Raw genomic sequence first — 12,225 nt, 5'->3', positions numbered from 1 at the left:
AAGTTCATCCGTTCCTCTTCAGCTCAGCCATGCTCGCTAACAAAAGACACGAAGGTATATATTTCACCGTACTGCCCGCCGTCTGCCTCTACCCGCTCCGGATCAAGCCGCTTTACCGTTTTCAGATCCTCAGGGCCTGCGGCCAGTCTGGTCACAACCATATGTCCTTCGGACCGCAGTCTTGCGGCTTCCGCCAGCCCTTCTGTCCGCCGCAGCGCATCATACTGGATTAATACCGGCAGCTCTTCTTCCTCAGGCATACCGGTCACCCCGTCCAGAATCCGGTTTGTCTTCAGGGAAAAGCCTGTTGACGGAACCGGCCGGCCGAACTGCTGCAGCAGGTTATCATACCGTCCCCCGGCGCATACCGGGAAGCCAAGCTCAGACGCATAGCCCTCAAAGGTCATTCCGGTATAGTAGGAGAAATCACCGATCATAGTCAGGTCAATCAGCACATGCTTCGATACCCCGTAGGATACAAGCACCTCCCACACCTTGCACAGATGCTCGATCGAGGCACGGGCCAGCGGATGGCTGGTGAGCTCCAGCGCCTGCCCGCAGATTTCCTTGCTGCCGCGCAGGCGCAGCAGGCCATAGAGCTCATTCTTCTGGGCATCCGGCAGCTCAAGCCGCCGCAGGGTATCCCGGAAGGCTACATAGTCACGGCCGAGCAGATGGCTTTTAAGCTCCTCCTGCGCCTCGGGCAGGTTTGGCACAGCTTCCTGGAACAACCCGTTAAGGAAGCCCACATGGCCCATGGCAATCTTGAAGGACTTCACCCCGGCTGCCTGCAATGAGGCAATCGCCAGCGCAACAACCTCTGCATCCGCCTCAGGGGAATCATCACCGACCAGCTCCACGCCGGTCTGGAAAAATTCAGCCTCCCGGCCTGCTTCCTCCTCAATAGCCCGGAACACATTGGCGTGGTATGACAGACGAAGCGGCAGCGGCTCATCCTTGAGCAGAGAGGATACCACCCGCGCTACCGGAGCCGTCATTTCGGAACGTAATACCAGCGCCTGCCCCCGGTTGTTCAGCAGTTTATAAAGTTTCTGGTCGGATGTAGAGCTGGCCACACCAACCGTGTCGTAATATTCCAGTGTTGGAGTTATCATCTGCTGATATCCCCAGCGGCTCATACAGTGCAGCACATCATGTTCAATCTTGCGCAGCTTCTTGACTGCACGCGGCAGATAATCACGTACACCCGCCGGTTTCTCGAATCCCTTCGGTTTGGACATCTTCATTAGTCACCTCGTCAGCATTCATAAAAATATATGTAATTCGCTTTACTATGGTAAAGTGGTAGTAAAGTAAAGTGGTGGGAACATCGTATCATGGACTGTCTTCCTACGTCAATAATACCTTACCTTCGCGCCGGATAACACCTGTCCCTCCAGTCCCCCTCCATTACTTACCCAACTTATTAATTCCTGTCTTTGCCACTGTGCTTTACGGATACTATAATGAACTAATATAATTCCGCAGCATTTTCCGCATTCAGCGTTCCAAGTATCTATTCTCAAGCAGAAAGAAGGACTGTGAACTTGAATACATCGTATATGATAGGCGTTGATATTGGAACTACCAGCACCAAGGCCGTTCTCTTCAGGGAAAACGGCAGCATCGTCACCCAGGCTAGTGAAGGTTATCCGCTGCATCAGCCGTCGCCTTCAGTCGCCGAGCAGGACCCGGATCAGATTCTGGACGCTGTCCTTCATACTATAGCAGCAGTCATGCAGCAAAGCGCAATCCGCCCGGACGAGCTGCTGTTTCTCTCCTTCAGCTCTGCAATGCACAGTGTAATCGCTGTTGATTCTGCCGGCGCCCCCCTTACCGCATGTATTACATGGGCTGATAACCGCAGCAGCACTGCTGCAGCTCGTCTCAAAAATGAACTGAACGGACACGAGCTATACCTCCGCACAGGCACACCCATTCATCCCATGTCACCTATAACCAAGCTGATGTGGCTGGGTGAAGAGCAGCCGGAGCTGTTCCGGCAGGCCTCTAAATTCATCTCTGTTAAGGAATATGTCTTCGTTAAGCTGTTCGGCAAATATGTTGTAGATCACTCCATTGCTTCCTGTACAGGTATGTTCAATCTGGAGAAACTGGACTGGGACCCGGAAGCACTGCGTATTGCCGGAATAACGGCCGACCGGCTGTCCGAGCCTGTGCCGACTACCCGGGTAATCCAGGGGCTGCTTCCCGGCTTTGCGGAGCAGCTTGGACTGCTTGATTCAACGCCGTTCGTTATTGGAGCCAGTGACGGGGTACTGTCCAATCTTGGCGTAGGTGCAATCGAGCCCGGTGTTGTAGCGGCTACAATCGGTACAAGCGGTGCTATCCGCACTGTCGTCGACCGCCCGCTTACCGACCCTAAGGGACGGATTTTCTGCTATGCCCTTACTGAGAAGCTCTGGGTGATCGGCGGTCCGGTGAACAACGGCGGCATGCTGTTCCGCTGGGTGCGCGATGAATTCGCTGCTTCTGAAGTTGAAACAGCAAAACGCCTCGGCATTGATCCTTACGAGGTACTCACGCGGATAGCCGAGCAGGTGCCTCCCGGCAGTAACGGACTGCTGTTCCACCCTTATCTGACTGGTGAACGCGCCCCGCTGTGGAACCCGGATGCACGCGGCTCCTTCTTCGGGCTGAGCATGACCCACCGCAAGGAGCACATGATCCGCTCGGTGCTGGAAGGCGTCATCTTTAATATGTACACGGTTCTCCTGGCCATGGAGGAACGCATTGACCGTCCAAGCCGCATTCTTGCCACCGGCGGATTTGCCCGCTCCTCTCTCTGGCGGCAGATGATGGCTGATATTTTTGATCAGGAGGTCATTATACCGGAGAGTATTGAGAGCTCATGTCTGGGAGCCGTTGTACTGGGGCTGTATGCCACCGGGCGGGCCGCATCGCTCGATATTGTATTTGATATGATCGGCTCCACACACCGGCATGTACCGGTAGAAGCGCATGCCAAGGTCTACAAGCAGCTTCTGCCTATCTTTATCTCTGTCTTCCGCAGCCTGGAGAGCCAATATGAGGCTATTGCCGGGTTTCAGCGTGAACAGGCCGGAGAATAAACATCGGCCTTCAGGCAGTACTTTTCGAAGGCTACAACAAATAAGCGCCGGCATAGTCTGTGCATACAGACCATGCCGGCGCTTTTATTTTTGCTTAAACTGCAGCTTTGGACTTCGGTTTCTGCGGCGCGGAGCCGAATAGCACCCAGGCCGGCTTAATATAACGGAAGGCTACTGCCACTACCAGCCATGAGAGCAGGAGTGCCGCCAGGAAGCCCCCGGCGATAGCCGCCGTATAGGCCAGCGAACCGCCGTGAAACGGCAGTTTCCGGTAGAAGAATAGAATCGCAGGATGCACAAGATAAATGCCGAACGAGCATGCGCCCACCGAGATCAGCATTCGCGTCAGCAGACTGCGGCCCGCCCCGTACAGCAGGAAGGACAGCTGCAGCAGCACCAGACAGGAGAGCAGCGCATGAAGATTAGAGAAGCCCTCATACCAAAGGCTGTTGATTACCGTCTTCTTCGTATAGTTGTTGAACCACAGCTGTACATGAATTACGCCTGCTGCCGCCCATAACAGCCACAGTGCAATCCAGACTCCGCCTCTGCCGGATTTCCAGCCCTCACGGGAAGGAATCAGCCATTTCTTTAGAGAGCCGTAATAGATGGCAACCGCCGCTCCCAGCAGGAAATAAGAGAAGTAGGTAATGGAGAGACTACCCTTGGACAGCTGCCAGTATCCGTTGTTCACCATATATTTGTTCAGCAGCACAAAGCCCCATTGCAGTGCAAGCCCGATAACCGGTGCCCAGGCAGCAAGCTTACGGGCCTTTTGCAGGCACCACAGCATAAGCGGAAACAGCACGTAGAACTGAATAATAATGATGATGTAATACAGATGTGTATAAGCCGTCCCCGTCCAGAGGTATTTCCACAGCTTGGCTGCCATATCATCAATCGGCATGTTCCAGGTATGTCCGGCTGTCATTTTCAGGATAAAATATAGCAGCGAAAAAACAAAATAAGGCACAATAATATAAATCAGCCGCCGGCTATAAAATTTCCCCAGTGTCTTTCCGCTGAGCGGACGGTCGATATAGTTATAAAACAGTACAAATCCGCTCAAAAATACAAAAGACGGCACCGCAAACTGGCTGAATTTATTGATGAACAAAAACGGATGAAACATGCCTGTTCCCAGTGTTTCCGATAATGTCCTTGAAGTAGCGTGAATCGCCAATACCGCAAAAATTGCAATTGCCCGGAAAATATCCAGCTGCGGAATTCTTTCCTTATGTCCCATATCTGTTCCTCCTGTTAAGCTCCGCATCCCGGATTTGTTAATTACTGCCCCGCTGCATCAAGCTCCGTGCTTTCCTTTTATTTCAGACTGAACCTGGCCATTTCCCGCTGTAACCGACGGCTTCACTTTCACCGGAGGAGCCAGAGGACGCGGCACACTGCCGAATGCCATCCATGCCTGCGGGAACCGTCGAAAGGCAAACTGCACCATAATCCAGCTTCCCGCGAGCGCAACCATAAGTCCGCCATAGATAAACCCCACATAGAGTAAGGAATCAGGAGATATGCTGTAGCGGAATCGTCTGTAAACGGCAAGCAGCAGCGGATGGATCAAATAGATTGCGAACGACAGCTCCCCCAGCCTTGTTAAAAAAGCGACCAGCCCGCGCGGGGCCTTCCTGTAGAGCATAAAAGTTACATAGAGCAGCACCAGCGCCGACAGCAGCGTATGTACATTCCACAGCAGCTCATACCACAGCGAATCCGTCCAGTTCCCGAAATGGCGGGCTTCATACCACAGCTGTACGTGAATAAAGGCAGCCGCCAGCCAGGAAGTGAACAGCAGTACAGTGAGCCGCTTATGCCCGGACGTCAGCTTGCCCCATGGCTGCATCAGCCAGCGCTTCATTTCTTCAAAATGAACTGCAATATAAGCGCCCAGCATGTAGTAAGCGAGATAAGAAATCGCCAGACTTCCCTTCTCCACTATGTGCAGCTGGTATTTATTCCAGAGAATAAAACCCCATTGCAGCCCCAGCCCCAGCGGAAACGCCCACTTTACCCACAGCCGGGAGCTCTGTAACAGCTTCAGTATCAGCGGAAACAACAGATAAAACTGAATGCTGATGAACACAAAATACAAATGCGCATAGGCTGATCCAGAAAAAAGCGCCGCAAGAAAGCTGGACAGATTCTCAGCCGGCTGCTGCATGAGTACCCCGTTCACATACAATGTCAGCGTATAGTACCCGATAGACGCCAGCAGGTAAGGCAGCAGGATATACTTCAGCCTGCGCCGGTAAAAATGTCCGATCAGACTCCTTGTAACTGGACGCCCGTAATAATTATAGAACAGCACAAAGCTGCTGAGAAAAATAAATGACGGGGTTCCGAATTTAAAAAAGATATTGATCCAGTTAAGCCAGTAATAATAGGGGGAATTCAGTGCCTGCTCCCCGGCGGCAAACGATGAAGCATGCACATGCAGTACGCCTGTAATCGCCAGGGCACGGTAAATATCCAGCTGGGGCAGTCTTTCCTGTCTGGCTGCATCCATAATAAATAGTCCTCTTCTCTGCTTTTAGTGGCAGTTCATTTAGACGCCAAGCGAGCGGAACATGATGACTGAACCTTATCAGGGAGCCTGTCCTAAGCTGATTTACCTTCTGATATTTGCTGCAGCGTCCTTACGCTGACTGCATGTTTCTTCTAACTACAATACAAGTATAACGTTTCCTGCCCTGCCGGTGTACTTAAAACTTGCTTAATGTTTCTTATAACAGCTGCCAGAGCTATATAAATACGGATTTTCAGCACAAAAATACCCCGCAGTCCTAGGCGTTATCGCACGCAAGCTGAGACTGCAGGGTATCTCTATAACCTGTCTGTTAGTTTTGTACCGGGGTCAGGTCCTGAAGATGCCGGCCGCAGCTCCCGTAGCGGATTACCGCCGACAAAGGAGCCGGCCGCAACATCCTTGTGTACTACCGAGCCTGCGGCAACAACCGCGCCGTCACCAATGGTTACACCGGGAAGAATGGTTGTATTCGCACCGATCAGTACATTTTCCCCGATTACAACCTCCCCCAGACGATATTCCTTGATTAGATATTCATGCGCCAGAATGGTCGTGTTGTACCCGATAATTGAATTTTCACCGACCGTTATCATCTCCGGAAAAAATACATCCACCATCGCCATCAGGCCGAATGCCGTATGCTTGCCTACCTTCATGCCGAGTATGCTGCGGTAGATCCAGTTTTTGACCGGCAGAATCGGACAGTACCTGGCAATCTGAATAAAAATAAAATTGCGTACACCCTTCCAGGGGCTGACCGTACGGTAAATATACCAGAGCGAGTTATGCCCCTCAACCGGATAACGGGTTACTTTTCTCAAGGTTCATTCACCCTTGCTCTACAATATTCAGTATGTCTTCCATATCATGAATAATATAATCCGGATTGTATTTGCGCAGAGTCTCCTCGCCTTTCAGAGACCAGGCAACAGCCGCAGCACGTACACCGGCAGCCTGGGCCGACTGAATATCTACCGCACTGTCCCCGACCATAAGCGTCCGCTGCGGATCAGCATTCAGATTACGGAGTGCAGTCAGCACCGGCTCCGGATGAGGCTTGGCGTGCTCAACATCATTCACAGTAACGATTGTATCCATATACTTGAGCAGATCAAACATCTCAAGTGCTCTGATCGTAGTTGGACGGATCTTCGTGGTGACAATTCCCAGCTTAATTCCCCGCTCCAGCAGCGCCTCCATCGTCTCATTTACACGCGGAAAAGCAGCAATCAGCTCATCATGATGCGCGTTATTATAGGCACGGTAGGACAGCTCAAGTGCACTTGTATCCACCAATCCGGTAAAGGTACTGATCTGCTGCTGCAGGGTTGTCCCCATATGAGGAATAATCTGCTCCCGGCTTAGCGGGGGCAGATTATTCTCCTTCAGTGCATGCATGAACGAGTTAATAATCAGCTCGTTTGTATTCACAATCGTTCCGTCCAGATCAAACAATACGTATTCTATCATATCAGTCATTTACTCCTTACGTTGCTGATTCTCCGCCTGTTCCGCTTCGGACTGCGTATCCTGAGGCGCTTTTTGCGGGGTGACAGCAGCCTCCGGTACTACCGGACCAGCTGCAGCAGCCTTCGTACTGACAATCGGATCGGAGTAATAAGCATTCGCCTGACCCGTCACTCTGCGCACAACAATGATTATTATAGCCGCGATGATGATTAGCAGGGCCAGCAGCTGTGAGATACGGATATTGCCGTAGGCCGGATCAAAATAACCCTGCTCAAAGCCCATCCAGGTCATCGGACTCCAAAGACCATCCATCAGAGAGGCAACACCGCTGCTTCCGTTGAAGCCCAGACTATCCGTACGCAGCGCTTCGATAAAGAAGCGGCCAATGGAATACCAGATAAAATAAGACAGGAATATTTCGCCGGCCTTAACAAATTTCTGGCGGCGCAATACCATCAGCAGTGCGATTCCTAGAAGGCTCCACAGCGATTCATACAAAAATGTCGGATGGTGAAAAGCATCACCTATGTACATTTGATTAACAATGAAGTCTGGCAGATGCAGCTTGTCACGCAGGAAAGACTCTTCAATCGGACCTCCATAGGCCTCCTGATTAACAAAGTTACCCCAGCGGCCGATCATTTGCCCGGCCAGCAGGCTCGGTGCGCAGATATCTACAATACGCCAGAACGGATAGCCCTTATAGCGGAAATAGATAATCCCGCAGATAATAGCCCCGATTAAGGCGCCGTATATGGCAATTCCGCCGTTCCATATTTTAAAGATATCCATCAGATTATCCTTATAATCATCCCACATAAAGGCGACGAAGTAGATCCGTGCACCTATAATGGCAGACGGCACGCCCAGCAGCAGCAGATCCATAAAGAACTCCTGCGGGATATTGAACCGTTTTCCCTCCCGGATAGCCAAGAACAGGCCGACAAGCGCCCCGGTCCCCAGAATCAGGCCATACCAGTGAACCGGCAGTGATCCGATAGAGAATACGATGGGATTAATCGCCAAAGAAAAGAACATCTTTCACACTCCTCCTAGTCCAGATCATCCATGTCTTCAGAGATGGTGGCTGTAAGTTTATTGGTAAACTGAAGAGCTGCGTTAAAGCCCATTTGCTTCAGACGGTAGTTCATTGCCGCAACCTCAATAATAACGGCAAGATTTCGTCCCGGACGTACCGGAATCGTTACGAGAGTCACATCTGTATCAATAATCCGGGTTGTCTCCTCGTCCAGACCCAGCCGGTCATATTGTTTGTCCTGCTGCCATGCTTCAAGGCGCACAACCAGCGTAATCCGCTTATGGTTACGGATTGCACCTGCACCAAACAAAGTCATTACATTAATAATGCCGACCCCGCGGATTTCCAGCAGATGACGGATCAGCTCAGGCGCTGTACCATGGAGCTGATTGTCCGAGGTCTGACGGATTTCAACTGCATCATCAGCAATCAGGCGGTGTCCGCGTTTAACCAGCTCAAGTGCCGTTTCGCTTTTACCGATTCCGCTGCTGCCGGTAATCAGCATCCCTACACCGTTGACATCGACTAGAACACCATGAATGGTCGCGGTAGGAGCCAGTCTGCCTTCCAGGAAGCTGGTCAGACGGCTGGAAAAAATCGTTGTCGCCATCGAGCTGCGCAGAACCGGAAGCCCCTTCTCATTGCTGGCATCAATCAGCTCCTGCGGCACATCGAGTGCTCTTGTAATTACAATACAAGGCGTATTGTCAGTACAGATGCCGCGGATTCTTTTGATGCGCTCTTCCTCGGGAAGCATAGCGAAAAAAGCCAGCTCTGTTTTGCCCAGCAGCTGCACGCGTTCCTCAGGATAATATTCGAAATAACCGGCGATTTCCAGTCCGGGGCGGTTCAAATCATCCACTGTTATCGGTCTTTTGAGACCTTCATGCCCGGAAACCACTTCTAATTGAAAATGCTGTACCAATTCAGATACTTTTACCTTCTTAGCCATGTATGCTCTTCCTTTCGTCGCCTGCGGTAAAGTCCGCTGTCCGCTTCTGGATAGCAGCTCTTCCTAACGCTTATCCGTAGGTAATTCTCCTGCTATCTTAATGGATAACGCCTATGAATGCAATCTTAATGCCTGCCGCTCTGCCTGAAGACCTGCCGATTGAATCAAGACCGGCATACAAAAAAGCCGCCCTTTCAGGCGGCTTCTCAAGCAGGGAAGATACTGCTATCTTAGCCCAGCAATACGTTCAGTTCGGATTCTTTATCGAAGATATGAACTTTGTTCATATCGATTGCCAATTTTGGCTTGCTGCCTTCACGGGTAGTAGAACGTCCGTCTACACGGGCGATTACAGTTCCTGTGCCCACGCCGCTCAAGTAGAGGAGCATTTCGTGACCAAGGTTTTCTGTAACGTCTACCAGGGAAGAGAAGATTGTGTTAGGGGAAGCTTCCAGGAATACTGGCTCTTCATGGATATCTTCCGGACGAAGACCAAGAATTACTTCTTTACCGATGTAGCCCTTGCTGCGCAGGATTGTTGCTTTGCCGCCTGGAACTTCAACATCCAGGTTTTCAGCGCGGAAGCGAACTGCACCGTTAACATCGCTCAGGGTACCATTGATAAAGTTCATTGTAGGGGATCCGATAAATCCGGCTACGAACAGGTTAGTTGGCTCATTGTACAGCTCTTCAGGAGAAGCAGCCTGCTGGATGATACCATCGTACATAACTACGATACGGTCACCCATCGTCATAGCTTCTGTCTGGTCATGCGTTACGTAGATACAAGTGGTTTCAAGGCGTTTAACCAGCTTAGTGATTTCTGCGCGCATCTGACCACGGAGTTTAGCATCCAAGTTGGAAAGCGGCTCATCCATCAGGAAGACTTGCGGATCGCGGACGATCGCACGGCCCAGAGCGACACGCTGACGTTGACCACCGGACAGAGCCTTAGGTTTACGTTCCAGCAAGTGCTCGATATCGAGGATTCTGGCTGCTTCACGTACCTTCTTGTCGATTTCTTCTTTCTTCACTTTACGCAGTTTCAGACCGAATGCCATGTTCTGATATACGCTCATGTGCGGATACAACGCGTAGGATTGGAATACCATCGCGATGTCGCGGTCTTTAGGAGCAACGTCATTAACTACACGGTCGCCAATGTACATTTTTCCTTCAGAGATTTCTTCCAGACCAGCGATCATACGCAGGGTTGTGGATTTACCGCAACCGGAAGGTCCTACAAGTACGAGAAATTCCTTATCTTTAATATCAAGATTGATATCCATTACTGTTGCTTTATCGGAACCCGGGTATTTTTTGAAAATATGCTCTAAACGTACGCCTGCCATTGTATTTCCCCCTCGAGTTTAAATGTTAGAATAAAAATAAATCGCTTTCTTGTACATTTATCTTACCCCAGACGTGCTGGGCTGGCTATTTGTAACGTTCACAAAAAACCTATTTTCTTTTCGTCACTTTATACAATAACATGGCTAACTTCACAATAGCTGCATCCCCGAAGCTCCGCACATCAGCACCCGTCTCCTGCTTGATCTTGTCCAGCCGGTACAGCAGCGTGTTGCGGTGGATATACAGCTTCTTTGCTGTCTCACTCACATTGCAGTCCATTTCAAAGAACGTTTCCAGCGTAAGCAGCATTTCTTTATCTGCCAGCACGGAAGAGTAATCACCGATCTGACCAAGCAGCTGTCTGCGCCGCCCATCGGGAATACTGTTCACCAGACGCTCCATATGAAGCTCCCACGGGAGGTGGATATAGTCGCCAACCTGGAATATCCGGCCAAGAACAATAGTCTCCCGGAGCAGGGCTAACGAGCCGGTCAAGCCTTTTACCGGGATTATCGCCGGTGCTACGGCCAGATGGAAGACACCTACCCACTCGCTGGCAATCAGCTCATGCAATCCCATGCTGGTCTGCGCCAGCAGCTCATCTTCACTTTCTTCCTCGTCTTCCTTATCATCCCCGCCTGTGAGCAGTTCCTTGCGGGCCAAAATCAGCCATTCCTTTTCCTGCAGCGGAATAAGTAAAATTTCGTTCTCAAAGTAATTCCGCAGCAGCTTCATCAAGGAACGGTAGGTCATCTGCGGATTATGCACATTTTCACTGACCAGCAGGAAGGGTATCATATCTCCGAACAGGCGGCCCTTTAACGACATCTCATCCGGTATTTCCGCATCGTTCTTTTCCTGCTCCAGCTGTGAGTTAAGCCATAAGCTGAGCTGGCGGGCTTCAACCTCGCCTTCTTCTTTCAAGCCTGTTGCTTTTAGTGCGACAGCATAGTTACGTGCCGCATAATTGACCAGCTCCAGCTCCAGAGGCGAAAGGCCCTCCATTTCAACCCATAATGCGGTGAACCGTCCCTCGTTCTCATACAAAGGAACCCATAAATGCCCTTCATGGGTGATCGGCTGTTCCTGCGATTCTGCACCAACGCCAAAAAGAGAAGCCGAATGCTGCCTCCCGAGCTGTTTGATTCCGGTTCTCTTTCCCGTGAGCTGCTCCAATCTTTGACGCAAAGCCTCACTATCCATAGTCACCATTCTCCACCACTTTTGCTCTTTTCGCTTATTTTATCATATTTTGCAACAGGATGCGGCCAAGCCAATCTGAATGATAAGTGACAGGTCCCATGAACGGCTGAATCAGTGCTTCTTTGTACTGCAGACTGCATGCTTGGATACCGGCAGAACGGGTGGATTCAGCTTCTTCAGTACCTTGTTCATCCAGATGCCTGCAATTGCCCCTTCTCCCATAGCCACTGTAGCCTGCTCTGCATGTACCGCAATATCACCGGCTACCCATAGGTTGTCTACATTCGTCATCAGGGAACGGCTATTGGCTTCGACATGTCTGTTCTTGTGAAGATTTACCCCTAACTGGGCAGCAAGCTCTGAATGCACGGCATTTCTCCCAAACGCAATAAATCCCCGTTCAGCGGGAATTTCCTCACCATTCTCCATAACAATCTTTTTAATAAATCCGTTATTCTCATGATCTATTTTGGCAGCAGTCTTCTCAATGTATCTGATCCCCTGATCATGAATACGTTCCATATTCTCTGGAGAAACGGGCTCCCGTTCATGATTAATATAGGTCAGATCCCCA

11 protein-coding genes (1 of these 11 running past the window's edge) are annotated in these 12,225 nt (G+C 50.7%); 1 reads left to right on the top strand and 10 read right to left on the bottom strand.

Annotated features, from left to right (window positions below):
• Positions 1-23 precede the first annotated feature (23 nt).
• Positions 24-1,241, bottom strand: a complete 1,218-nt coding sequence (locus tag R70723_RS00745; RefSeq protein WP_039869023.1) for an ATP phosphoribosyltransferase regulatory subunit — start codon at positions 1,239-1,241, stop codon at positions 24-26.
• A gap of 321 nt (positions 1,242-1,562) precedes the next feature.
• Here R70723_RS00745 and gntK point away from each other — a divergent pair, with 321 nt between their 5' ends.
• On the top strand, positions 1,563-3,092 hold the full coding sequence (gene gntK, locus R70723_RS00740) for a gluconokinase (RefSeq protein ID WP_372238263.1): 1,530 nt from the start codon (positions 1,563-1,565) through the stop codon (positions 3,090-3,092).
• 94 nt (positions 3,093-3,186) lie between these two features.
• On the opposite strand, the gene R70723_RS00735 is transcribed toward gntK, so the two are convergent.
• The 9 genes from R70723_RS00735 to R70723_RS00695 form a co-directional block, all read right to left on the bottom strand.
• Entirely contained in the window at positions 3,187-4,338 is a 1,152-nt protein-coding gene (locus R70723_RS00735) for an acyltransferase (protein WP_039869019.1), read from the bottom strand.
• A 57-nt stretch (positions 4,339-4,395) separates the two neighbouring features.
• Complete coding sequence (locus R70723_RS00730; protein WP_039869017.1) at positions 4,396-5,613, bottom strand: acyltransferase; 1,218 nt, start codon at positions 5,611-5,613, stop codon at positions 4,396-4,398.
• Between the two features lie 317 nt (positions 5,614-5,930).
• Positions 5,931-6,455 carry an acyltransferase gene (locus R70723_RS00725; protein WP_039869014.1) on the bottom strand — a complete coding sequence of 175 codons (525 nt, stop codon included), beginning with the start codon at positions 6,453-6,455 and terminating at the stop codon, positions 5,931-5,933.
• A gap of 7 nt (positions 6,456-6,462) precedes the next feature.
• A complete protein-coding gene (ppaX, locus tag R70723_RS00720) occupies positions 6,463-7,104 on the bottom strand; it encodes a pyrophosphatase PpaX (RefSeq protein WP_039878064.1) in 642 nt (213 codons plus the stop codon).
• Positions 7,105-7,113: 9 nt separating this feature from the next.
• On the bottom strand, positions 7,114-8,142 hold the full coding sequence (gene lgt, locus R70723_RS00715; RefSeq protein ID WP_039869012.1) for a prolipoprotein diacylglyceryl transferase: 1,029 nt from the start codon (positions 8,140-8,142) through the stop codon (positions 7,114-7,116).
• Between the two features lie 14 nt (positions 8,143-8,156).
• Positions 8,157-9,095, bottom strand: coding sequence for an HPr(Ser) kinase/phosphatase (gene hprK / locus R70723_RS00710; RefSeq protein ID WP_039869010.1), 939 nt, complete (start codon positions 9,093-9,095; stop codon positions 8,157-8,159).
• Between the two features lie 230 nt (positions 9,096-9,325).
• Positions 9,326-10,447, bottom strand: coding sequence for an ABC transporter ATP-binding protein (locus tag R70723_RS00705; RefSeq protein WP_039869007.1), 1,122 nt, complete (start codon positions 10,445-10,447; stop codon positions 9,326-9,328).
• 109 nt (positions 10,448-10,556) lie between these two features.
• Positions 10,557-11,660, bottom strand: a complete 1,104-nt coding sequence (locus R70723_RS00700; RefSeq protein WP_231574808.1) for a PucR family transcriptional regulator — start codon at positions 11,658-11,660, stop codon at positions 10,557-10,559.
• A 102-nt stretch (positions 11,661-11,762) separates the two neighbouring features.
• Positions 11,763-12,225, bottom strand: the final stretch of a protein-coding gene (locus R70723_RS00695; RefSeq protein WP_039869005.1) for an NAD(P)/FAD-dependent oxidoreductase. 494 nt of this gene lie beyond the right edge of the window; only the last 463 of its 957 coding nucleotides appear in the window; its start codon lies beyond the right edge, outside the window; its stop codon occupies positions 11,763-11,765.

Source organism: Paenibacillus sp. FSL R7-0273 (genome assembly GCF_000758625.1).
Taxonomy (GTDB): domain Bacteria; phylum Bacillota; class Bacilli; order Paenibacillales; family Paenibacillaceae; genus Paenibacillus_AQ.
The sequence above is the reverse complement of the archived record's forward strand: the minus strand, read 5'-3'. Positions and strand labels throughout refer to the sequence as shown.